The sequence below is a fragment of the Curtobacterium sp. MCLR17_039 genome (assembly GCF_003234745.1).
Lineage (GTDB): Bacteria > Actinomycetota > Actinomycetes > Actinomycetales > Microbacteriaceae > Curtobacterium > Curtobacterium flaccumfaciens.
Genome location: NZ_QKTF01000007.1, coordinates 159,518 through 181,863, shown reverse-complemented (window position 1 = coordinate 181,863; position 22,346 = coordinate 159,518). Strand labels below are relative to the sequence as shown.

The window sequence follows — 22,346 nt, the reverse complement described above, 5'->3', positions numbered from 1 at the left end:
TGTTCATGGTCGCGCCTCATACACTCGTGCTCGGCCCGAACCGACCCCGTGGCCCGCTCCCCGTATGCAGATGCTCCGCACCACGCTCGCCGCAGCCGCGTCGACCCTCGTCGCGCTCGGCCTGGTCGTCGCGCCCGTCACCTTCGATCACGCCTCGGCGTCCACGGCATCCGCCGCCAAGAGCCAGGTGGCCGATCCCGCCGCCGCCGACGCGGGCAAGGCGACCATCTCCATCGCCCCGGCGAACCGAGGCGTCGTCCAGCGCGACCAGGACCTCACCCTCTCGGTCACCGTCACGAACGACACCGACGCGGCCCTGCCCGCCGGCACCGCCGAGTTCGACATCTTCCGCTCGGTGAGCACCCGCGACGTGTTGGCGAGCTGGCTGAGCGACACCACCACGACCGGTTACCTCGGCGCCCCGATGGACTCGGTCGACATCCCGGCGATCCCGGCGCACCGTTCGGTCACCATCGACTCGGTCGACATCGTCTCCGGCAACGTGGCGCTCGGCGGGTACTCCTCGTTCGGTGCCCGACGCATCGCTGCCGAGTACACGGCGGGCGACGCCTTCGCCGTGGACCGCTCGGCGATCACCTGGTACCCGGACTTCGAACAGGCCCCGGTCAGCGTCTCCGTCGCGATGCCGGTCACGGTGCCCAAGTCGACCGACGGCGTCCTCACCGCCCCGGTGCTGGCCGCCGCGACCTCGGTGGACGGCACCCTCACGCAACAGCTCGACGCGGCCGAGGACCACAACGTCGCCGTGGCCGTCGACCCGCGGATCATCGCCTCGATCCGGCTCCTCGGCGACAACGCCCCGTCGAGCGCGACCACCTGGCTGCAGCGTCTCGAAGCACTGCGCAACGAGACCTTCGCACTGTCCTACGCCGACGCTGACGTCACCGGCCTCCGCCAAGCCGGGTCAGACGGAATCCTCTCGCCGATCTCCCTCGACCAGTCCGTCGAGTCCGAGAACTTCCCCGGCGCCGAGACCCCGGCCCCGACACCGACGGCCACGCCGGGGCAGACCTCGTCCCCGGCACCCACCGAGACCTCGACCGACGGCGCCACGACCGGCGACGCCGCCGACCAGGCGCAGGAGACCCTGCCGACCACGGAGTCCCTGCTCGACTTCCCGTACTCGATGGACTCGATCGCCTGGCCGACCGAAGGCACCGTGTCCTCCGCCGACCTGCCCGCGCTCGAGCGTGCCGGCACGAAGACCACCATCGTCTCGAGCGGCAACACCTCGGCCGGTGCGGACACCACCATCACGGCGTCCGAGAAGATCGGTGACGACCACGTGCTCGTCTCCGACCAGTCGATGTCGTCGATGCTCCGCCGAGCCGCGGCCGCCACCGACCGGCAGACCTTCTCGTCGGCGATGTCCGAGCTCACCGCGACGCTGGCCACCTCGGCCCGTGCAGCCACCGCCACGGGCCCGATCCTGCTCACCCTCGGGCGCGAGTGGCCGTCTGACTCCACGCGGCTCAGCCAGGCGCTGGACGCCCTCGAGAGCACCGCCTGGGTCGCCCCGGCCGACCTCTCCACCGCTTCGAAGGCCGTCGCCGGGTCGCTCACGCTCGCCAGCGCGTCCACCGGCGAGGCCCGCATCGACCAGCTCCGGCGACTCGTGCGCGGAGAACAGGGGCTCTCCGCGTTCGCGACGATCCTCGACGACCCGAACCAGCTGACCGCGCCGGCCCGGCTCCGTCTGCTCGCGCTCGCCTCGAACGCGTGGCGCGACGACGACCAGGGGCTCGCCGCCGCGGTCGAGGCCCGCACGGCCGCCTGGGCGAAGACCACCACCGAGGTCGGCATCGTCGACTCGAGCAGCCTCACCCTGCTCGGCGACCGGTCGTCCCTGCCGGTGTCCATCCGCAACAGCTCCGACTACCCGGTCACGGTGCACCTGTCCGTGCAACCGTCCAACTCGGCGCTGCGGGTGGTCCGCAACGACATCGTCGTCGAGATCCAGCCCGACTCCTCCACCCGCGCCACCGTCCCCGTGCAGTCGGTCGCGAACGGCAAGGTCGAGCTGACGATGTCGCTCTCGAGCCCGACCGGCGTCGCCGTGGCACAGCCCGCGACCGTCGAGCTGAACGTGCAGGCCCAGTGGGAGACGGTCATCACCGCGGTCGCTGCGATCGCCCTGATCGGCATCTTCGGCTTCGGCATCTTCCGCAGCATCCGCAAGCGCATCCGCCGCCGAAACGGCGAGCTCGACGACGAGGACGACGACGACCCGAACCGCCCCCTGGCGGTCCAGCCGACGGTCGGGGGCACTCAGGCGGCCACCACCCGGCCTGGAGGCACGGATCACCCCTCCGGAGCGGCTCTCGCTCCCAGCGTGGCCGCGTCCACCGCCGGGGTGGCGACCGCAGCGCCGGGTGCAGCGCTGGCCGCGGCGCCGCCCGCGGCGGTGGACCAGGGCCCCCTGCAGGACGCCATCGCGCGCGCCGGAGCCGAGCCGGGCCTCCCGTCCGACGCCGCACGCAGCACCGTCGCGGACGACCGCGACCCCGAGGAGCCGACCATCAGCGCCAGCCAGCCCCAGCCCGACGTCGACGCCGAGCCGGTCGCCGAGCGCAGCCTCGGCCGGGCGAGCGCGATGCTCGCCGCCGGCACGATGCTGTCGCGCATCCTCGGCTTCGCGAAGACCTTCGTGCTGGCGTACGCGATCGGTCAGACGCAGTCACCGGCGGCGGATGCGTTCGCGGTCTCCAACCAGCTCCCGAACAACATCTACGCGCTGATCGCGGGTGGCCTGTTGTCCGCCGTGCTCATCCCGCAGATCGTCCGTGCGATGAAGCAGCACACCGACGGTGGCACGGCCTACGTCAACAAGATCGTCACGCTCGGCGGTTCCCTGTTCATCGTCATCGCCCTCGTGGCGACCCTCATCGCCCCGCTGCTCGTGCAGGTGTACGCGCAGACCGCTTCAGGCGAGGGCAAGGGGTTCACGCCCGGTCAGATCGACCTCGCGGTGGCGTTCGCGTTCTGGTGCCTTCCGCAGATCCTCTTCTACGCGATGTACTCCCTGCTCGGCGAGGTCCTGAACGCCAAGCAGGTGTTCGGCCCGTTCACGTGGGCGCCCCTCATCAACAACGTCATCTCGATCGCCGGGCTGGTGGTCTTCATCGCCATGTTCGGTGGCAGAGCCGCGAACTCCGGCGTCGACGACTGGACTCCGCTCAAGATCGCCGTCCTCGCCGGCAGTGCGACCCTGGGCGTGCTCGCTCAGGCCGCCTTCCTGCCGTTCTTCTGGCGCCGGGCCGGCCTGAGCTTCCGACCCGACTTCCGCTGGCGCGGCGTCGGCCTGAAGTCGACGGGCACGGCGGCCGGGTGGCTCTTCGCGATGATCCTCGTCACCCAGCTGGCGGGCATCGTGCAGTCGCGCGTCGCATCGCTGGGATCCGGTGCCGCGGGCAATGCGGTGCTGCAGAACGCGTGGCTGCTCTTCATGCTGCCGCACTCGATCATCACGGTCTCCATCGCGACCGCGTACTTCACACGGATGAGCCACGATGCCGAACGCGGCGACCTCGGCGCCGTGCGGAAGAACCTGTCGCTCTCGCTGCGGATCGTCGGACTGTTCACGGTCTTCGCCTCCATCGCACTGATGGTCGTCGCCGTTCCGTTCGGACGCATGTTCTCCAACACCTTCGACGGGGCACTGTCGATCGGCGCGGTCCTGCTGGCCTACATGCCGGGGCTCGTGCTCTTCAGCATGTTGTTCATCATCCAGCGCGTCTTCTGGGCGATGCACGACCACCGGACGCCGTTCCTCATGCAGTGCGTCCAGTCGGTGCTGTTCGTGATCGGCGCCCTCGCGGTCACCACGCTCCCGAACGAGGCGATCGGTGTCGCGATCGCAGCCTGCACCACACTCGCGGGCACCGCGCAGACGATCGTCGCCCTGGTGCTCGTCCGCAAGCGGCTCGGCGGCATCGAAGGACCGGTGGTCACCCGTTCGCACGTGCAGTTCGTCATCGCCGCGCTCATCGCGGGCGTCGCGGGACTCCTCGTCGTGAACTTCTTCGGGTCGTTCTCGGCGAGCGGCTTCGCGATGGCCGACTTCACCGGAGCGCTCATCACCCTCGTCCTCGCCGGCGCGGTGATGGCGGCCGTGTACTTCGGAGCCCTCGTCGTCGCGAAGAACGGTGAGATCGGCAACGCCGTCCGGTTGCTCCGCAGCAAGCTCGGCCGCTGATCCCAGCCGAGCACCACACGCTCACGGGCCGCGTGGAATGCCTCGCCGGTACGATGGGTTGACCCGGTCAGACGCAACGGAAGGGCAATCAGGCATGCGCCAGCTCATCATCATCGGTTCCGGCCCGGCCGGGTTCACCGCCGGCATCTACGCAGCGCGCGCAGAGCTCAAGCCGCTCATCGTCGCCTCCAGTGTCGAGACGGGCGGTGAACTCACCAAGACGACCGAGGTCGAGAACTTCCCCGGCTTCCCCGAGGGGATCCAGGGCCCCGACCTCATGATCAAGATGCAGGAACAGGCCGAGAAGTTCGGTGCCGAGGTCCTGTACGACGACGCCGTCTCCGTCGACCTCACCGGCAAGGTCAAGAAGGTCACCGTCGGCTCCGGCGAGACGTACGAGGCCCTCGCGGTCATCTACGCCACCGGCTCGGCCTACCGTCACCTCGGCCTTCCCGACGAAGAGCGCCTGTCCGGCCACGGTGTCTCGTGGTGCGCGACCTGCGACGGCTTCTTCTTCCGACAGAAGAACATCGCCGTCGTCGGTGGCGGCGACTCCGCGATGGAAGAGGCGACGTTCCTCACCCGCTTCGCCGACAAGGTGACGGTCATCCACCGCAAGGACTCCCTGCGTGCGTCGAAGATCATGCAGGACCGCGCGATGAACGACCCGAAGATCGAGTTCGCCTGGAACAAGGAAGTCACCGGCATCACTGGTGACTCCGCGGTCGAGGGCGTCACGCTCAAGGACACCGTGACGGGCGAGGAGTCCGAGCTCGCGCTGGACGGCCTGTTCATCGCGATCGGCAACGACCCGCGCACGCACCTGATCCACGGACAGATCGACATCGCGCCCGAGGGCACGATCGCCGTCCAGGGCCGCTCGTCGAAGACCAACCTGCCGGGTGTCTTCGCCGCCGGTGACGTCATCGACCCGACCTACCGCCAGGCCATCACGGCTGCGGGTTCGGGCACGGTCGCCGCGCTCGACGCCGAGAAGTACCTCGCCGAGCTCGACGACGCACTGACGGACGAGGCCGAGGGCGTCGCCCCGACCGAGCCCGCGATGGTCGACGTCATCGCCGCACGGGCCTGACCCGCCTCGGAATACCACGACGGCATCGCCGTTGTACCCCCTGAACGACTTCTCGAAGGAGCACACATGTCCAACGCCAAGGCTGTCACCGACGCCACCTTCTCGGACGAGGTCCTCAAGTCCGACAAGACGATCCTCGTCGACTTCTGGGCCGAGTGGTGTGGCCCGTGTCGCGCTGTCTCGCCGATCCTCGACCAGATCGCCGAAGAGCACGCCGGCAAGATCGAGATCGTGAAGCTCAACGTGGACGACAACCCCCAGTCGGCCATGAACTACCAGATCACGTCGATCCCGGCGATGAAGGTCTTCAAGGGCGGCGAGGTCGTCAAGACCGTCATCGGCGCCAAGCCGAAGCCCGCGCTCGAGGCCGACCTCGCCGAGTTCCTCGCGTAGGTCGCCCCAGCCGAACGGCCCCGCTCTCCCCGGAGAGCGGGGCCGTTCTCGTCCGGAGCCACCGGATGACGATCGGCCCCGTCGCGGAACCCTGGTTCCCCGGGCCGATGTCGTAGTGTGGCGGGAATGTCCCACTGAACGGAGCACTCGATGACGAACGGCAACAGCCTCGACCCCTGGTACGACTCCTACGCCCAGCGCACCGCCGGGCTGAGCGCCTCCGAGGTCCGAGCCCTGTTCGCCGTCGCCTCGCGGCCCGAAGTGGTCTCGCTGGCCGGTGGCATGCCGTTCGTCTCCGCGCTCCCCAGAGAGCTCGTCACGGGCTCCCTGGACCGTGTCATGACCGAGCACTCCGCCATGGCCCTCCAGTACGGCGGTGGACAGGGCCTGCGGTCCCTCCGCGAGCACATCGTGGACGTCATGAGCCTCGAGGGCATCCGGGCCAGCGCCGAGGACGTCGTGGTCACCACGGGCTCGCAGCACGCCCTCGACCTCGTCACCCGGCTGTTCATCGATCCGGGTGACGTCGTGCTCGCCGAGTCGCCGTCCTACGTCGGCGCGATCGGGGTCTTCCGGTCGTACCAGGCCGAGACGGTGCACGTGACGACGGACGAGCTCGGTCTCGTCCCCGAGGCGCTGCGCGAGGCGATCGCGAACCTCCGCACCCAGGGCAAGCGGATCAAGTTCCTCTACACGATCCCGAACTTCCACAACCCGGCCGGCGTCACGATGAGCCGCGAGCGTCGCATCGAGGTGCTCGACATCTGCCGGTCGAACAACATCCTCGTGCTCGAGGACAACCCGTACGGGCTCCTCTGGTTCGACGAGCCGGCGCCGCAGGCGATCCGATCGATCGACGAAGAGGGCGTGGTGTACCTCGGCTCCTTCTCGAAGACCCTCGCACCGGGCTTCCGCGTCGGCTGGGCCCTCGCACCCCACGCCATCCGCGAGAAGCTCGTGCTCGCCAACGAGTCGGCCGTGCTCGCGCCGAACTCCTTCGGCCAGTACGTCGTGAACGCGTACCTCGACGCGGCGGACTGGAAGGGCCAGGTCGACACCTTCCGGGGCATCTACGCCGAGCGCCGTGACGCCATGCTGTCCGCGCTGGGGGAGTTCCTTCCCGACCTGTCCTGGACCAAGCCGAACGGTGGCTTCTTCGTGTGGCTCACCCTGCCTGAGTCCCTCGACTCCAAGGGCATGCTGCCGCGCGCGGTCAAGGAGCTCGTGGCGTACACCCCGGGGACGGCCTTCTACGCCGACGGACGCGGAGGCGGACACATCCGTCTGTCGTTCTGCTACCCCACGCCGGAGCAGATCCGGGTGGGGGTCAAGCGCCTGGCCAACGTCGTCAACGACGAACTCGAACTCATCGAGACGTTCGGCCCGACGACCCGACCGAACACCGTGGTCCGCCAGACGTCGTCGGTCAGCGCACCGCCGCCGAACATCTCCTGATCAGCGCTTTTCCTCAGTGCTGCTCGCACAGCACCGCAGTTCCACACCGGAGGACCCCGCATGGCCGAGCTCACCCGTCGTCACGTCGTCGTCGTAGCCGGAGGCATCTCGCACGAGCGCGACGTCTCCCTCCGCTCCGGCCGTCGGGTCGCCGACTCACTGACCGGCTACGGCTGGCAAGTTGACCTGCGCGACGCTGACGCGATGCTCCTGCCGGCTCTCGCCGATTCACGCCCGGACGTCGTGTGGCCGGCACTGCACGGCGCCTCCGGTGAAGACGGGGCCCTGCGGGGCATCCTGGAGGCCGTGGACATCCCGTTCGTCGGCTCACGTTCGACGTCGGCCCGGTTGGCATGGGACAAGCCCACGGCGTCAGCACTGGTCGCCCGCGCCGGCGTCCGCACCCCTCGTTCTGTGACGCTCTCCCACGACGTCTTCCGTGAGCTCGGTGCCGTCGGTGTCCTCGAGGCCATCGCGACGGAGCACCCGGTGCCGCTCGCCGTGAAGCCGGCGCGAGGCGGGAGTGCGCAGGGCGTCACCCTGGTCGACGACGTCAAGGACCTTCCCCGGGCAATGGTGACGGCGTACACGTACTGCGACGACGTCGTGGTCGAGCAGCTCATCCGCGGCACCGAGGTCGCGGTAGGGATCATCGACACCGGAGACGGCCCCGTGGCGCTCTCCGCCGTGGAGATCGTGCCGCGGAACGGCATCTACGGGTTCGAGGCCCGCTACAACGCGGGGGAGACGACCTTCTACACGCCCGCGCGGCTCTCGGACGAGTTCGCCGGAGCAGCTGCGGAGGCTGCGGTCGCCGCGCACGCAGCTCTGGGCCTCCGCCACCTGTCCCGCGTCGACCTGATCATCGACGGGGCCGGGACGCCCTGGTTCCTCGAGGCCAACGTGCTCCCCGGGCTCACCGAAACGTCACTGCTGCCACAGGCGCTGTCGGCTTCCGGTTTCGATCTCGGCTGGACCTACGCGGAGCTCGCCGAGCAGGCGATCCGCGACCACCGCGCCTGACCCCGCGGCCGATGTTCCACGTGGAACACCGGCGCATCGTGTCGCTCCTGTTCTGCACGCGAGCTTCGATGTTCCACGTGGAACGTCGCTTCGCAGGCGAAGCGTTGTGTGGCGAGCAGACGGGCGCTCGGCGCGTCGGCCACGTTCCACCGGAACAGCACCAGGTGCCAGAGGCCCGGGGTCTTCCGCGATGGGTCAATCAAGCCGTTCGCCCCGACTTCGATGAGGCGGCCACGCACCGTCCATGACCGAGGCGTCCCGCCGGCCTCCGCGGTCCTCTGCCAACGAGCCAAGGCGTCCTCGAGGTCGATGCCGACTGCCCGCAAGGCGCTCACATCGCACAGGTCGACGATGCCGAATGCCTGGCCGTCGATCGCGACGATCTCCACCGCCTCGCGCTGGACGTCATTGTGGGCGATCATCGCGGAAGCTCGGGTCAACGGCCCGGTAGAACGTCCTTCGGACCGATGGCATGAAGGGCGAGCCGCAGTTGGTCACGACACCACCACCTCACCGGAGGCAGACCACGATAAGCCCTGTTGCAACCGCGCCCGGGCGAGCTGCGGAGCCGCTGAAGCCGCCGAAACGACCTGCCCATGTCCGCACCCGGACTAGCCGTTACAGGGGCTCAAACTGCCGCACAGAGCCGCGCAGCGATGGATTCAGCCCTCGAGGTCCCGTACGCCGAGCTCGCCGAGGATCCGATTGAGGTCGTCACCGTTCGCGAAGTCGATCGTGACGGAACTCTTGCGAGCACCGACTGCGATCTTCACCCGCGTGTTCAGGCGATCACCGAGCCGCTCAGCGAGATCGTTGAAGTGTGCCTGGCGCTTGGACGGCTCGGCCTTCGGCTTCGCCGGCGGCGTCTTCGCGGAGAGTTGCTGCGCGATCGCTTCAGCAGCACGGACGGACAGGTCCTCGTTGACGATCTTCTCGGCCAGGTACTCCATCGCCTCGGCGTCCGGGGCGGCGAGGATGGCACGAGCATGTCCGGCAGAGAGCACGCCTGCGGCCACTCGTCGCTGCACGGGGGAGGGGAGCCGCAGGAGTCGGATCGTGTTCGTGATCTGCGGGCGCGATCGACCGATGCGCTGTCCGAGCTGTTCCTGGGTGATCCCGAAGTCCGCGAGGAGCTGCTGGTACGCCGACGCCTCCTCGAGGGGGTTGAGCTGCGCACGGTGGAGGTTCTCCAGCAGTGCATCGCGCAGCATCGCGTCGTCGGGGGTGTCCTTCACGATCGCCGGGATCGTGCTGAGGCCGAGTTCCTTCGTGGCACGCAGACGACGCTCACCCATGATGAGCTCGTACTGGGGCTCGGTACCCGTCGCGCCGGGGATCGGCCGGACGACGATGGGCTGCAGCACTCCGATCTCACGGATCGAGTGGACGAGCTCCTGGAGCTCCTCTTCGCGGAACTCCTTCCGCGGCTGCTGCGCGTTGGGGATCACGTCGAGGGGGTTGAGGTTGGCAAGTCGTGCTCCCGGCACGGCCACCAGATCGTCGGCCGTCGGCGCGGATGCCGGCGAGCCTCCGGTCGGGAAGAACACGTCGACGGGACGGTCCTGCTGGTCGGTTGCTGTGGGGATCAGGGCGCCGATGCCTCGGCCGAGCCCGGTTCGCTTCGGTGCCATCAGTGCTTCGCTCCTCGTGCTGCGATCTCGGCGGCCGCCTCCAGGTAGGACAGCGACCCGGTGGAGTTCACGTCGTAGGCGACGACACTCTGGCCGTAGCTCGGTGCTTCGCTCACTCGGACGGAGCGGGGGATCATGGCCTTGAGCACCTGGTCGCCGAAGTGCTCACGGACGTCGTTCGCCACCTGGTTCGACAGGTTCGTGCGGCTGTCGTACATGGTCAGCAGGATCGTCGAGACCCGGAGATTCGGGTTGAGGTGCCGTTCGATCAGTTCGATGTTCCGAAGCAGCTGGCTCAGTCCTTCGAGCGCGTAGTACTCGCACTGGATCGGGATGAGTACCTCTTGTGCGGCAACGAAGGCGTTGATCGTCAGGAGGCCCAACGACGGCGGGCAGTCGATGAAGACGTAGTGGTAGGGCTCATCCAGCGACTGCAGGTACATGTCGAGTGCAGTCCGGAGGCGCTGCTCACGTGCCACCAGTGACACGAGTTCGATCTCGGCGCCCGCAAGGTGGATGGTGGCCGGCACACACCAGAGCGTGTCCGACTCGGGGGAGGCTTGCACGGTGTCGGCCATCGGTGCCTCATCGACGATCACGTCGTAGATGCTCGCGACCTCCGCTTGGTGGTCCACGCCGAGCGCCGTCGAGGCGTTGCCCTGCGGGTCGAGGTCGATCACCAGCACCCGAGCGCCGCCATGCGCGAGACCAGCGGCCAGGTTCACCGTCGTCGTCGTCTTGCCGACGCCACCCTTCTGGTTCGAGACGGTGATGATCCGTGTCTCGGAAGGCAGCGGGAACTGCTGCGTGGCGATCGCGCGCCGGCGACGGTTCAGGTCGGCGATCTCGCGAGCGAGCGGTGTCGACGCGTCGTAGTCGGTCGATGAACTCAACGAGTGCCTCTTCCCCGGTTCGATGTTTCACGTGGAACGCGGAGCCACTGGCGGCCGGATGTCCCGGCCCGAGCCGCAGCGTCAGTCAACTGTAGCCCGGAAGACGCGGGTGGTCTCGTCGACCACACCTTCTCCGAGCTCGAGCACCTCGACATCGGAGAGGCGCTTCCGGAGGATGACCTTGCGGGCCTTCTCGATCTCTTCGTCGACCCGCGCACCCTTCATCAGGATGAGCTGCCCGCCCGAGCGCACCAGGGGCACGGTGAGCGGGATGAGCTTCGACAGGGCACTCACGGCCCGTGCGGTGACCTGGTCGACGACGACGTCGTCAGCGACGTCCTCAGCACGCCCGCGGAGCACCGTGACGTTCTGCAGGCCGAGCCGATCGGACTCGGCACGAAGCCAATCCGTCCGACGCTCCATCGGCTCGATGAGGACGAACTCGACGTCCGGACGGGCGATCGCGAGCACGAGACCCGGCAACCCTGCCCCGGAGCCGACGTCGGCAACGCGACCACGGGCCTCCAGGAGCGGTGCAAGCAACGCCGAATTGAGGATGTGTCGTGTCCACAAGCGGGGGAGCTCGAGCGGGCCGATCAGGCCCAACTCCTCACCCCGACGCGCAAGTTCGTTCGTGAACGAGCGAGCACCCTCGATCTGGTCACCGAAGAGTGCTGCGGCCGCTGCAGGCTCAGCCTCGAGCACCGGTGCGGCCTCGGTCGGGACGGGTGCGTCCGTCATCGGGTGACGACCGTGTGGCGGTCCCGACCCTCACCCTCGGACTCCGAGTGGAAGCCCTTCTCAGCGACCAGGTCGTGCACGAGCTTGCGCTCGTAGGACGACATCGGGGGGAGCGCAGCCGACGACGAACCGGCTTCGATGCGCTCGACGGCGGTGTCCACGAGCCGCTGCAGCTCGTCAGCACGGGCGTCCCGCGAGCCGCCGACGTCGAGGATGAGCCGGCTGAACTCGCCGGTCTCTGCCTGCACGGCGATCCGGGTCAGCTCCTGCAGCGCCGTCACGGTGTCGGGCTTCGACAGCACTCGGAGTGCCTCGCCGTCATCGGTGACCGACAGGTACACGCGACCGGCGCGTTCCTCGATCTCGATGTCGCCGTCGAGGTCGCAGATGTCGAGCAGCTCCTCGATGTAGTCCGCCGCGATGTCCGCTTCGTCGCGGGCGTCCTCGATCTCGGTGTCCGTCGTCTCGGTGTCCGTCGCCTGGACGGCGGCTGCGGTGTCCTGCTCGGTCACTTACTTCTTCCCGTTCTTCTTCTGGCGCTGCTTGCCGACCGGCTGCTGACGCTGGGTGGTGACGCGCACGGGCTCGATCTCCGTCGCACCGGCACCCGCACCAGCCTCGGCGAGGACCGGGGTGGCGGTCCCGCGACGCTGTGCCTTCTTGGCCAGGCGGGCTTCACGGGCCAGTGCTGCTTCGGAGCCCGGCGTCGGCATGCTCCGGATGACGAAGTACTGCTGCGCCATCGTCCAGAGGTTCGAGGCCAGCCAGTAGAACATGACGCCGAGGGGGAAGCTCAGACCCGAGATCACGAAGACCAGCGGGAGGATGTACAGCATCATCTTCTGCTGGCGGTACATCGGAGACTCCTTGGTCTCCGGCGACATGTTCTTGGCGACGAGCTGCAGCTGCGTGATGAACTGCGACGCCGTCATCACGACGATCATGAAGCCCGCGATCGCACGGACCTCCCACCCGGACGCGTTCGTGAACGTCTCGTGCAGGGGAGCGCCGAACAGGGCCGCGTTGCCGAACGACGCCGCGAGGTCGTTCGTCAGCAGGCCGATGCCCGTCTTGTTGATCTGGGCCTCGTGCAGCACCGAGTACAGCGAGAAGAAGATCGGCATCTGCAGCAGCAGCGGCAGGCAGGAGCTGAGCGGGTTGGTCCCGGTCTCCTTGTAGAGCGCCATCGTCTCGCGGCTCATGGCCTCACGCGAGAACTGGTCCTTCTTGCCCTTGTACTTGTCCTGGATCTTCTTCAGCTGCGGCGCGACCTCGAGCATGCGGCGCTGCGACTTGATCTGCCGGACGAAGATCGGGATCAACGCCGCGCGGACGACGAACGTCAGGAAGATGATCGAGAGCACCCACGTGATGCCCTCGTTCGGGTCCATGCCGAGGTTCTCGAAGATCCAGTGGAAGCCGACGAGGATGGCCGAGACCACCCATTTGAGCGGCCAGAGGATCGTTCCGATGATGTCCATGGGGACGGCTACGCCTTTCGAGTGCGCTGGGGGAGCAGGACCGGCCGAACCGTTCCGACCGCGGGTTGCGGCTGCTGCGGGATCGGCGCGAGGACGAACCCGAACCGGTTGACGACGAACGGGTGACGGCGTTCCTTGACGTCGTCGATGCCGCCAGCAGCCCAGGGGTTGCAACGGGCGATGCGCCAGGCGCCCATGGCGGATCCGCGCACGACGCCGTACTGCTGGATCGCCTCGAGGGCGTACCGGGAGCACGACGGGTGGTAGCGGCAGACGTTGCCGTACAGCGGGGAGATCACAGCACGGTAGGCCCGGAGCACGACGACGCACGCGTTGCGTGGGAGCAACGCGATGACCCAGGCAAGCCGGGTCCACAGAGTGCGGTTCATGCTGCCTTCTCCACCCCGCGCGCGAAGGAGCGCGTGACGTCTTCGAGCAGGGTAGGCCATCCGGCCTGCGATGCGGCTGGCAGTACACGGACCACTACGTCGAAGCCCTGAGGGCACTCGACGAGCAGGTCGTGCGCGATCGCCTTGAGCCGCCGCCTGATCAGGTTCCGGGTCACGGCGTTGCCCACAGTCTTCGCGACGATGAAGCCGAACCGCGTCGGTCCGTTGCGATCCGCCGGCTGACGGACCACGGACACGACGACGTGCGCCGTGGCGCTCTTGCGACCACGACGCACGACGTTCCGGTAGTCATCCCCGCGCACGATGCGGTTGGCGCTGGCCAACACTGCGACGCCGGGGTCAGACCGAGGACCGGATCAGGCGATGAGCCTGATCAGGCCGAGAGCTCGGTACGGCCCTTGGCGCGACGCGCCGACAGGATGGCGCGGCCGGCACGCGTTCGCATGCGGAGGCGGAAGCCGTGCTTCTTAGCGCGGCGGCGGTTGTTCGGCTGGAAGGTGCGCTTGCTCATGATGTTCTCCACACGGCTGCTCGCGGCGAGCCGTCACGTATGTGTAGCCGTCCGGGTGTCGAACGACGCAGATGGGCGCGACCAAAGGGCCGCAGTCAACTGGTTAACGGTACGTGACAGCGGCGAGCAGGTCAAACCCCGCTCGGAGCGGTCGCGCCGTCGCCGCCGGGTCCGGCGCCCCTCGAGCCCATTCTCCACATTGGGGACAACTTCCGTTCGGTGGGACTCGGTCCGGTCCTTTACAGTGGTGTGATCGATCCCCCCGATGGCCGGTACGACAGGGAAGTACTCCTGTCGGACGGCTCGAGGTGGTCGTGGACAACACTGTGGACAACCCTGTGGGAACCTCCGCGGCAACGAGGCGTCGACGAAGCCCCCGGAGCCACCGACGATCCGCCGGCGACGACCTGGTCCCGAGTGCGGTCGCCGAGGACGCCACGGCATGTCCGACCCCGCAGGACGCACCCTCGTCCGGCAGCGAACGCACGACACGACCCCTGGAGACGAGCGCGACATGACGATGCCGGCCGACCCCGTCGAGGACCTCTGGTCATCCGTACTCGGACTCCTCGCCGAGGACCCCCGCATCACGCCGCAGCTCCACGGGTTCCTGAACCTCGTCGAGCCGAAGGGCGTGCTCGCCGGCACCCTGTACCTCGAGGTACCGAACGACCTGACCCGGGGCATGCTCGAACAGCGCATCCGCATCCCGATCACCGAGGCGGTCGCGCGCATCGGTGACGACTCGGTCGCGAACTTCGCGATCACAGTCAACCCCGACATGGCCTCGGAGCCGCGGGTGGACCCGAACGTCCCCGAGTACGCCGAGCCCGTGCAGGAAGCCGTCGAGCAGAGTGCCGCGCCGCGCCAGTACATCGAGGCGCCGTTCGTGCCGAGCCAGATCGACTCTCCCGGCACCAGCGGGCGCCCCGAGTCGCGGCTCAACCCCAAGTACAACTTCGACAACTTCGTCATCGGGTCGTCGAACCGGTTCGCCCACGCCGCAGCGGTCGCCGTCGCCGAGGCACCGGCCAAGGCCTACAACCCGCTCTTCATCTACGGGGACTCCGGGCTGGGCAAGACCCACCTGCTCCACGCCATCGGGCACTACGCCGAGAGCCTCTACCCGGGGATCCGCGTCCGGTACGTGTCGAGCGAGGAGTTCACCAACGACTTCATCAACTCGATCGCGAACAACCGCTCGAACCAGTTCCAGCAGCGGTACCGCGACATCGACATCCTGCTGATCGACGACATCCAGTTCCTGCAGGGGAAGGACTCCACGCAGGAGGCCTTCTTCCACACGTTCAACACGCTGCACGACCACAACAAGCAGGTCGTCATCACGTCCGACGTCGCGCCGAAGCACCTGACCGGGTTCGAGGACCGGATGCGATCGCGCTTCGAGTGGGGCCTGATCACCGACGTGCAGGCGCCCGAGCTCGAGACGCGCATCGCGATCCTCCGCAAGAAGGCACAGTCCGACCACCTGCAGGTGCCCGACGACATCCTCGAGTTCATGGCGTCGAAGGTGTCGAGCAACATCCGCGAGCTCGAGGGCACCCTGATCCGGGTCACCGCGTTCGCGAGCCTGAACCGGACGGCCGTGGACATGGCCCTGGTGCAGACGGTCCTCAAGGACCTGATCACCCTCGACGAGGACAACGTCGTCGCGCCGACGGACATCATCAACCACACCGCGGAGTACTTCAAGCTCTCCGTCGACGACCTGTACGGGTCGTCCCGCTCCCAGGCGATCGCCACGGCACGACAGATCGCGATGTACCTGTGCCGCGAGCTGACGAGCCTGTCCCTGCCCAAGATCGGGCAGCTGTTCGGCAACCGCGACCACACCACCGTGATGTACGCGAACAAGAAGATCACCGAGCTGATGAAGGAGCGTCGGTCGATCTACAACCAGGTCACCGAGCTCACCAGCCGCATCAAGCAGGACCGCCGCTACCGCTGAGATCGGCCCGTTCCCGGCCCCATCCACCATCTGAGACGGTTCCATGGGCCGGACTTCTCACAGTGTGGATAGCCTGTGGATAACTGTGGAGGACACGCCGCCCGGTTGTACACAGGTGAGGGGTCACCTGTGGAGACTGGGGATGGAAGTGGATAGATGAGATTCATTCATCCCGTTAACGCTCACACACCGCTCACAAGTCACAAGCGTGTAGTTCCCTACTGCGGAGCGGGATGCACAGGGTTATCCACAGTGTGCACAGGCGTTAACACCATTACTCCTGGTTAACGATCAATCTCTGCGGGACAACCTTGTGGACGGCGGGATGACAAGAAATCCGGCCCCCGTCCGCCTGTGCCAGAATGGGGCGGCCGGACAGTCCAAGCCGATCGACAGGGGTTCCAGCTGTGAAGTTCGAGGTCAACCGGGACGTCTTCTCCGAAGCCGTCTCCTTCGCAGTGAAGCTCCTCCCGCAGCGCACGACCCTCCCGATCCTCTCGGGCGTCCTGATCCACGCCGACGGAGATCGTCTGACGCTCTCGTCGTTCGACTACGAGGTGTCGGCGCAGACGTCCATCTCGGCCCAGATCGACGAGCCGGGCACGGTCCTGGTCTCCGGTCGACTGCTGAACGACATCGCGAGCCGGCTGCCGAACGCCCCCGTGTCGTTCACCACCGAGGACGCCAAGATCTCCGTCTCCTGCGGCTCGGCGCACTTCACGTTGCTGTCCATGCCGGTCGAGGAGTACCCGACCCTGCCGGAGATCGGGCCGCAGACCGGTGTGATCCCCGGCGACGCGTTCTCCGAAGCGGTGTCCCAGGTCGCCGTCGCCGCCAGCCGCGACGACGTGACTCCCGTCATCACGGGCGTGCAGCTCGAGGTCGGCGACAACGATCTCTCCCTCATCGCGACGGACCGCTACCGCGTCGCGGTCCGCACCATCGCGTGGGACTCCGGCCGAGTCGGCTCGGACCCCCTGCACGCACTGGTCCCGGCTCGCACCCTGCAGGAGGTCGGCCGCACGTTCGGTTCGGCGTCCACGGTGTCGGTGTCGATCAGCGGCAACTCCGACCGCGAGCTCATCGCGTTCCACGCCGACGACAAGACCGTGACGTCGTTGCTCATCAAGGGCAACTACCCGCCGGTCCGCCGGCTCTTCCCCGAGACCGTCAACGACCACGCGGTGATCAACACCGCGGAGCTCGTCGAGGCGGTCCGACGGGTCTCCCTCGTCCTGGAGCGCGAAGCGGCGCTCCGGTTCTCCTTCACGGTCGACGGGCTCACGCTCGAGGCGATCGGATCCGAACAAGCGCAGGCGTCAGAGTCGATCAGTGCGTTGTTGACCGGCGAGGAAACGGTGGTCTCGTTGAAGCCCGCCTTCCTCCTGGACGGACTGAACGCGGTGCACTCCGAGTTCGTCCGCATCTCCTTCACCAAGACGGAGAACCCCAACAAGCCGGGCCCGGTGCTGATCACCGGCCAGACTTCGCAAGAGGCCGCAGCGACCGATGGATACCGGTACCTGCTGCAGCCGAACCTGCTGCTGCGATAGGCGCAACAGGCAACCTGCGCTGGCGCACACCACCGGCAGCATCAGCGCGACCACGAACAGAAGAGGAAATCATGCACATCGGTCTTGTCGGCCTTGGTCGCATGGGCAACAACATGCGTGCCCGTCTCCGCAACGCAGGTATCGAGGTCACCGGGTACGACGCCAACCCCGCCGTCTCGGACGTCGCCGACCTCGGCGCCCTCGCCGCTGCCCTCCCGGAGGGCAAGCGTCTCGTGTGGGTCATGGTCCCGCACGGCAAGATCACCGACGACGTGATCACCGACCTGGCCGGCGTCCTCGGCGAGGGCGACCTGGTCATCGACGGTGGCAACTCGAAGTGGCTTGACGACACGACGCACGCCGAGCAGCTCGGTGCGCGCGGCATCCGCTACATGGACGTCGGCGTCTCCGGTGGCGTCTGGGGCAAGGACAACGGCTACGGCCTCATGGTCGGCGGTGACGCCGCGGACGTCGAGTTCGCGATGCCCGTGTTCGACGCCCTGCGTCCCGAGGGCCCCCGCGAAGAAGGCTTCTCGCACGCCGGCCCGATCGGCGCCGGCCACTACGCGAAGATGGTCCACAACGGCATCGAGTACGCGATCATGCAGGCGTACGGCGAGGGCTACGAGCTCCTCGAGGCCAAGGACCTGATCACCGACGTCCCCGCCGTGTTCGCCGGCTGGCAGCGCGGAACGGTCGTCCGTTCCTGGCTGCTCGACCTGATGGTGCTCGCGCTGAACGAGGACCCGAAGCTCGACGAGCTCGAGGGCTACGTCGAGGACTCGGGCGAGGGCCGCTGGACGCTGGAAGAGGGCATCGAGCTCGCCGTGCCGATGCCGGCGCTCTCGGCGTCGATCTTCGCGCGCTTCGTCTCGCGCCAGGGCAGCGCCTCGCCGACGATGAAGGCCGTCGCGGCGCTCCGCAACCAGTTCGGCGGTCACGCCGTCAAGAAGTCCTAGGACTTCCCGGGGGAACCCGGACTCGGCCCGCGTGCACGTCGACCATCTCCAACTGACCGACTTCCGGAACTACCGGGAGGCGGACGTCGACCTCGCACGCGGGCCGAACCTGTTCGTCGGGCGCAACGGACAGGGAAAGACCAACCTGGTCGAGGCGATCGGGTACCTCTCCACGCTCGGCTCGCACCGCGTCCCCACCGACGCGGCCCTCGTCCGTCAGGGATGCGACGCCGCGATCGTCCGGGCACGGCTCGCCCACGAGGAACGCAGCATCCTCGCCGAGGTGCAGATCAACCGCACCGGCGCGAACCGTGCGCAGGTGAACCGCTCCGCGATCAAGCCGCGCGAGCTGCCGCGCTACTGCACCAGCGTGCTCTTCGCGCCGGAGGACCTGGCGCTCGTCCGAGGCGAGCCGGCCGGTCGGCGCCGGATGCTCGACGAGCTGCTCGGCCAGATCGCGCCGCGGATGCAGGGCGTGCTCGCCGACTACGACCGCACGCTCCGCCAGCGGAACACCCTGCTCAAGTCAGCCCGTGCCACCGGCGCGAAGGCGAACGCCCTGTCGACGCTCGACGTCTGGGACGACCGGCTCGTCGGACTCGGCGCCGAGATCGTCGCGGCTCGTGACCACCTGACCCGGAGGCTCGCACCCTTCGTGGCCGAGGCCTACGCGACCGTCGCCGGCGAGCACCACGACGCCTCGATCACCGGTGTCCTGTCGATCCGTGGTGGCGACCCCGAGTCGGCGGCGGCCACCGATCCCGTCCTCGGGACCCCCGACGAGCCCGTCACGGTGGCGTCGGCGGCCGAGGCCTTCGCAGCCGCGCTCGAGCGACGTCGCCGGGACGAACTCGATCGCGGGCTCACCCTCGTGGGACCGCACCGGGACGACGTTCTGTTCCAGCTCAACGGGTTACCGGCACGGGGGTACGCCAGTCACGGCGAATCCTGGTCCTTCGCGCTGGCCATCCAGCTCGCGAGCGCCTCGATCCTGCGTGCGGAGTCGAACCTCGGCGACCCGATCATCATCCTCGACGACGTCTTCGCCGAGCTCGACGAATCGCGTCGAGAGCGACTGGCGAACGCCGTCGCCGACTACGAGCAGGTACTCATCACGGCCGCGGTGTTCGGCGACGTGCCCCCGAAGCTGGCGGCGCACACCGTGCGGATCGAGGCGGGCACGATCGTGACCGACGAGGCGGACGCGATCCGGGCCTCCAGTCCGGCGACGGATCGGACGGACGCCACCGACCCGACGGACGCCGCCGGCGCGACGGACCCGACCGACCCGACGGACGCCACCGGCAAGACGGACGCCACCGGCACAACGGACCCGACCGGCACCCCCGACCCGACCCCCGCCGGAGCCGACGCCTGATGCCGAAGCCCCGCAAGCCCACCGAGCCCTCGCAGGTGTACCGGCACCTGCGCGCGGTGTTCGGCGACCCGTCCAAGCGCGGCACCGATGCCCGCCGCCGCCGTGCCCGCGAGTTCGACGCCGACACCGTGCCGTACGGGCGCGGCCGCGAGCCGAAGGGCCTTTCCGACATCGTCGGTTCGCTCGCCCAGGAGCTCGGCTGGACGGAACCCCTCGCCCGTTCGGAGCTCTTCGTGGACTGGCCGAGCGTGGTCGGCGAGGAGCTGGCGAAGCACTCCCGGCCGGTCACCATCGAGGACGGCGCCCTGGTCATCCGGTGCGACTCGACGGCCTGGGCGACCCAGCTCCGACTCATGCGTGCGACGGTCACGACGACCATCGCGGAACGGCACCCAGAAGCCGGGGTCGAGTCGATCAGGGTTTCCGGCCCGGACGCCCCCACGTGGAAACGCGGCCCCAGGACGGTCCAGGGGCGCGGTCCTCGCGACACCTACGGCTGAGGCGACGAAATCATCCTGGAGTGCCAGAAAAGCCCGTCTGAGGGGCAGATGAGCCCTCGAAAGAGGGGGCTCTGCGGTAGACTGGGAGGTGCAGTGCGCGGGCGTTCCGCGCGCAGGCAGGAGCACGCTCGACATGGCAGCAGAATCTGAAGACGACCGGCAGAACCCGCTCGGCGCGGAGACCCCGCAGAGCGAACCGTCCTACGGCGCAGACCAGATTCAGGTGCTCGAAGGGCTCGAGGCCGTCCGCAAGCGCCCCGGTATGTACATCGGCTCGACCGGGCCCCGTGGTCTGCACCACCTGGTCCAGGAGATCGTCGACAACTCCGTCGACGAAGCCCTCGCCGGCTACTGCGACACCATCGACGTGAGCATCCGTGAAGACGGTGGCGTCCGCGTCGTCGACAACGGCCGTGGCATCCCGGTCGACGTCCACGCGGCCGAAGGGGTCTCGACCCTGCAGGTCGTCCTCACCGTCCTGCACGCCGGCGGCAAGTTCGGCGGTGGCGGCTACGCCGTCTCCGGTGGGCTGCACGGCGTCGGCTCGTCCGTCGTGAACGCGCTGAGCTCCGAGCTCGACGTCGAGGTCCGTCGGCAGGGCCACGTCTGGCGCCAGAGCTACACCGACGGTGTCCCCGTCGCGCCCGTCTCCCAGGACGAAGCGACGGACGAGACCGGCACGACGATCACGTTCTGGCCGAACGCCGAGATCTTCGAGTCCGTCGTCTTCGACTACGAGACCCTGCGCACCCGGTTCCAGCAGATGGCCTTCCTCAACAAGGGCCTGCGGATCAACCTGCGCGACGAGCGCACCCCCGAAGAAGGGGAAGAGGCGCGCAACGACACGTTCATGTACGAGCGTGGTCTCGCCGACTACGTCGAGTACATCAACGCGCAGAAGAAGGCCGACCTCGTCCACCCCGACGTCATCGGCTTCGAGTCCGAGGACCCGGAGCGCAAGATCGCGCTCGAGGTCGCGATGCAGTGGAACACCTCGTACCAGGAGAGCGTCCACACCTTCGCGAACACGATCAACACGCACGAGGGCGGCACCCACGAAGAGGGCTTCCGCGCTGCACTGACGACCCTCGTCAACCGCTACGCGCGCGAGACGAAGATCATCAAGGAGAAGGACGACAACCTCACGGGTGACGACATCCGCGAAGGGCTGACGGCCGTCATCTCCGTGAAGCTCGGCGAGCCGCAGTTCGAGGGCCAGACGAAGACCAAGCTCGGCAACACCGAGGCGAAGTCGTTCGTGCAGCGCGTCGTCGGCACCGAGCTGACGCACTGGTTCGAGAGCAACCCGACGCAGGCGCGCGACGTCGTCCGCAAGGCGATCCAGGCGTCGCAGGCACGTCTGGCCGCCCGCAAGGCGCGTGAGACCACCCGCCGCAAGGGGCTGCTCGAGTCGGGCGGCATGCCCGGCAAGCTCAAGGACTGCCAGTCGAAGGACCCGACGGTGTCGGAGATCTTCATGGTCGAGGGTGACTCCGCCGGTGGTTCCGCAGTGCAGGGCCGCAACCCGATGACCCAGGCGATCCTGCCCCTGCGCGGCAAGATCCTGAACGTCGAGAAGGCCCGGCTCGACCGCGCCCTCGCCAACCAGGAGATCCAGTCGATGATCACGGCGTTCGGTGCCGGCATCGGTGAGGACTTCGACCCGGACAAGGCCCGGTACCACAAGATCGTGCTGATGGCCGATGCCGACGTCGACGGCCAGCACATCACCACGCTGCTGCTCACGCTGCTGTTCCGCTACATGCGTCCGCTCATCGAGCACGGCTACGTGTACCTCGCGCAGCCGCCGCTGTACCGCCTGAAGTGGTCGAACTCGGCGCACGAGTACGTGTTCAGCGACCGGGAGCGCGACGCCCTGATGCAGGCGGGCCTCGCAGCCGGCAAGCGCATCCCGAAGGACAACGGGATCCAGCGCTACAAGGGCCTCGGCGAGATGGACTACAAGGAGCTCTGGGACACCACGATGAACCCGGACACCCGCACGCTCCTGCAGGTCACGCTGGAGGACGCGGCTGCTGTGGACAGCGTCTTCTCGACGCTGATGGGTGAGGACGTCGACGCACGTCGCCAGTTCATCCAGCAGAACGCCAAGGACGTCCGCTTCCTCGACATCTAACGG

Annotated in this window: 20 protein-coding genes; 11 read left to right on the top strand and 9 right to left on the bottom strand. The window is 68.1% G+C overall.

What is annotated here, in order from left to right:
• Positions 1-64: 64 nt before the first annotated feature.
• From DEJ00_RS18705 to DEJ00_RS10890, 5 genes are all read left to right on the top strand, one after another.
• The gene (locus DEJ00_RS18705; protein ID WP_220038863.1) at positions 65-4,216 is read left to right on the top strand and encodes a DUF6049 family protein; all 4,152 of its coding nucleotides are present in this window, start codon (positions 65-67) and stop codon (positions 4,214-4,216) included.
• Positions 4,217-4,310: 94 nt separating this feature from the next.
• Complete coding sequence (gene trxB / locus DEJ00_RS10905; protein ID WP_071248620.1) at positions 4,311-5,309, top strand: thioredoxin-disulfide reductase; 999 nt, start codon at positions 4,311-4,313, stop codon at positions 5,307-5,309.
• 66 nt (positions 5,310-5,375) lie between these two features.
• Complete coding sequence (trxA, locus tag DEJ00_RS10900) at positions 5,376-5,702, top strand: thioredoxin (RefSeq protein WP_017887828.1); 327 nt, start codon at positions 5,376-5,378, stop codon at positions 5,700-5,702.
• A 150-nt stretch (positions 5,703-5,852) separates the two neighbouring features.
• Complete coding sequence (locus DEJ00_RS10895) at positions 5,853-7,157, top strand: PLP-dependent aminotransferase family protein (protein WP_071248622.1); 1,305 nt, start codon at positions 5,853-5,855, stop codon at positions 7,155-7,157.
• A gap of 60 nt (positions 7,158-7,217) precedes the next feature.
• Positions 7,218-8,180 carry a D-alanine--D-alanine ligase gene (locus tag DEJ00_RS10890; protein WP_111057341.1) on the top strand — a complete coding sequence of 321 codons (963 nt, stop codon included), beginning with the start codon at positions 7,218-7,220 and terminating at the stop codon, positions 8,178-8,180.
• Here the strand turns inward: DEJ00_RS10890 and DEJ00_RS18520 are convergent.
• From DEJ00_RS18520 to rpmH, 9 genes are all read right to left on the bottom strand, one after another.
• On the bottom strand, positions 8,135-8,602 hold the full coding sequence (locus DEJ00_RS18520; RefSeq protein ID WP_181440152.1) for a hypothetical protein: 468 nt from the start codon (positions 8,600-8,602) through the stop codon (positions 8,135-8,137). The genes DEJ00_RS10890 and DEJ00_RS18520 overlap by 46 nt on opposite strands.
• 240 nt (positions 8,603-8,842) lie before the next feature.
• Complete coding sequence (locus DEJ00_RS10880) at positions 8,843-9,811, bottom strand: ParB/RepB/Spo0J family partition protein (protein ID WP_111057340.1); 969 nt, start codon at positions 9,809-9,811, stop codon at positions 8,843-8,845.
• Entirely contained in the window at positions 9,811-10,704 is an 894-nt protein-coding gene (locus tag DEJ00_RS10875; RefSeq protein WP_027466910.1) for a ParA family protein, read from the bottom strand. Before DEJ00_RS10875 ends, DEJ00_RS10880 begins: the two co-directional genes overlap by 1 nt.
• 81 nt (positions 10,705-10,785) lie before the next feature.
• Positions 10,786-11,445: a 16S rRNA (guanine(527)-N(7))-methyltransferase RsmG gene (gene rsmG / locus DEJ00_RS10870; protein WP_051597032.1), complete on the bottom strand. Its 660-nt coding sequence runs from the start codon at positions 11,443-11,445 to the stop codon at positions 10,786-10,788.
• Positions 11,442-11,957 (bottom strand): R3H domain-containing nucleic acid-binding protein, encoded by a 516-nt coding sequence (locus DEJ00_RS10865; protein WP_027466912.1) that lies wholly within the window; start codon positions 11,955-11,957, stop codon positions 11,442-11,444. The genes rsmG and DEJ00_RS10865 overlap by 4 nt, the downstream gene beginning before the upstream one ends.
• Positions 11,958-12,926, bottom strand: a complete 969-nt coding sequence (gene yidC, locus DEJ00_RS10860) for a membrane protein insertase YidC (RefSeq protein ID WP_071248633.1) — start codon at positions 12,924-12,926, stop codon at positions 11,958-11,960.
• A gap of 8 nt (positions 12,927-12,934) precedes the next feature.
• Positions 12,935-13,315: a membrane protein insertion efficiency factor YidD gene (gene yidD / locus DEJ00_RS10855; RefSeq protein WP_111057339.1), complete on the bottom strand. Its 381-nt coding sequence runs from the start codon at positions 13,313-13,315 to the stop codon at positions 12,935-12,937.
• The gene (gene rnpA / locus DEJ00_RS10850; RefSeq protein ID WP_027466914.1) at positions 13,312-13,662 is read right to left on the bottom strand and encodes a ribonuclease P protein component; all 351 of its coding nucleotides are present in this window, start codon (positions 13,660-13,662) and stop codon (positions 13,312-13,314) included. Before rnpA ends, yidD begins: the two co-directional genes overlap by 4 nt.
• Before the next feature lie 47 nt (positions 13,663-13,709).
• Positions 13,710-13,847 carry a 50S ribosomal protein L34 gene (gene rpmH, locus DEJ00_RS10845; RefSeq protein WP_022889115.1) on the bottom strand — a complete coding sequence of 46 codons (138 nt, stop codon included), beginning with the start codon at positions 13,845-13,847 and terminating at the stop codon, positions 13,710-13,712.
• Between the two features lie 514 nt (positions 13,848-14,361).
• Between rpmH and dnaA the strand changes: the two genes are divergently transcribed.
• From dnaA to gyrB, 6 genes are all read left to right on the top strand, one after another.
• Positions 14,362-15,816, top strand: a complete 1,455-nt coding sequence (dnaA, locus tag DEJ00_RS10840) for a chromosomal replication initiator protein DnaA (RefSeq protein WP_027466915.1) — start codon at positions 14,362-14,364, stop codon at positions 15,814-15,816.
• A gap of 407 nt (positions 15,817-16,223) precedes the next feature.
• Positions 16,224-17,369, top strand: a complete 1,146-nt coding sequence (dnaN, locus tag DEJ00_RS10835; protein ID WP_027466916.1) for a DNA polymerase III subunit beta — start codon at positions 16,224-16,226, stop codon at positions 17,367-17,369.
• 71 nt (positions 17,370-17,440) lie between these two features.
• Positions 17,441-18,328: a phosphogluconate dehydrogenase (NAD(+)-dependent, decarboxylating) gene (gene gnd, locus DEJ00_RS10830; RefSeq protein ID WP_071248639.1), complete on the top strand. Its 888-nt coding sequence runs from the start codon at positions 17,441-17,443 to the stop codon at positions 18,326-18,328.
• Between the two features lie 31 nt (positions 18,329-18,359).
• Positions 18,360-19,706, top strand: coding sequence for a DNA replication/repair protein RecF (gene recF / locus DEJ00_RS10825; RefSeq protein ID WP_111057338.1), 1,347 nt, complete (start codon positions 18,360-18,362; stop codon positions 19,704-19,706).
• Entirely contained in the window at positions 19,706-20,206 is a 501-nt protein-coding gene (locus DEJ00_RS10820; protein ID WP_111057337.1) for a DUF721 domain-containing protein, read from the top strand. The genes recF and DEJ00_RS10820 overlap by 1 nt, the downstream gene beginning before the upstream one ends.
• Before the next feature lie 133 nt (positions 20,207-20,339).
• Positions 20,340-22,343: a DNA topoisomerase (ATP-hydrolyzing) subunit B gene (gene gyrB / locus DEJ00_RS10815; protein ID WP_071248645.1), complete on the top strand. Its 2,004-nt coding sequence runs from the start codon at positions 20,340-20,342 to the stop codon at positions 22,341-22,343.
• Positions 22,344-22,346 lie beyond the last annotated feature (3 nt).

Excerpts from the sequence above, each read along its gene's own strand:
- DEJ00_RS18705 (WP_220038863.1), top strand. The coding sequence starts at position 65 with ATGCAGATGCTCCGCACCACGCTCGCCGCAGCCGCGTCGACCCTCGTC.
- trxB (WP_071248620.1), top strand. The coding sequence starts at position 4,311 with ATGCGCCAGCTCATCATCATCGGTTCCGGCCCGGCCGGGTTCACCGCC.
- trxA (WP_017887828.1), top strand. The coding sequence starts at position 5,376 with ATGTCCAACGCCAAGGCTGTCACCGACGCCACCTTCTCGGACGAGGTC.
- DEJ00_RS10895 (WP_071248622.1), top strand. The coding sequence starts at position 5,853 with ATGACGAACGGCAACAGCCTCGACCCCTGGTACGACTCCTACGCCCAG.
- DEJ00_RS10890 (WP_111057341.1), top strand. The coding sequence starts at position 7,218 with ATGGCCGAGCTCACCCGTCGTCACGTCGTCGTCGTAGCCGGAGGCATC.
- DEJ00_RS18520 (WP_181440152.1), bottom strand. The coding sequence starts at position 8,602 with ATGATCGCCCACAATGACGTCCAGCGCGAGGCGGTGGAGATCGTCGCG.
- DEJ00_RS10880 (WP_111057340.1), bottom strand. The coding sequence starts at position 9,811 with ATGGCACCGAAGCGAACCGGGCTCGGCCGAGGCATCGGCGCCCTGATC.
- rsmG (WP_051597032.1), bottom strand. The coding sequence starts at position 11,445 with ATGACGGACGCACCCGTCCCGACCGAGGCCGCACCGGTGCTCGAGGCT.
- yidC (WP_071248633.1), bottom strand. The coding sequence starts at position 12,926 with ATGGACATCATCGGAACGATCCTCTGGCCGCTCAAATGGGTGGTCTCG.
- yidD (WP_111057339.1), bottom strand. The coding sequence starts at position 13,315 with ATGAACCGCACTCTGTGGACCCGGCTTGCCTGGGTCATCGCGTTGCTC.
- rpmH (WP_022889115.1), bottom strand. The coding sequence starts at position 13,847 with ATGAGCAAGCGCACCTTCCAGCCGAACAACCGCCGCCGCGCTAAGAAG.
- dnaA (WP_027466915.1), top strand. The coding sequence starts at position 14,362 with ATGACGATGCCGGCCGACCCCGTCGAGGACCTCTGGTCATCCGTACTC.
- gnd (WP_071248639.1), top strand. The coding sequence starts at position 17,441 with ATGCACATCGGTCTTGTCGGCCTTGGTCGCATGGGCAACAACATGCGT.
- DEJ00_RS10820 (WP_111057337.1), top strand. The coding sequence starts at position 19,706 with ATGCCGAAGCCCCGCAAGCCCACCGAGCCCTCGCAGGTGTACCGGCAC.
- gyrB (WP_071248645.1), top strand. The coding sequence starts at position 20,340 with ATGGCAGCAGAATCTGAAGACGACCGGCAGAACCCGCTCGGCGCGGAG.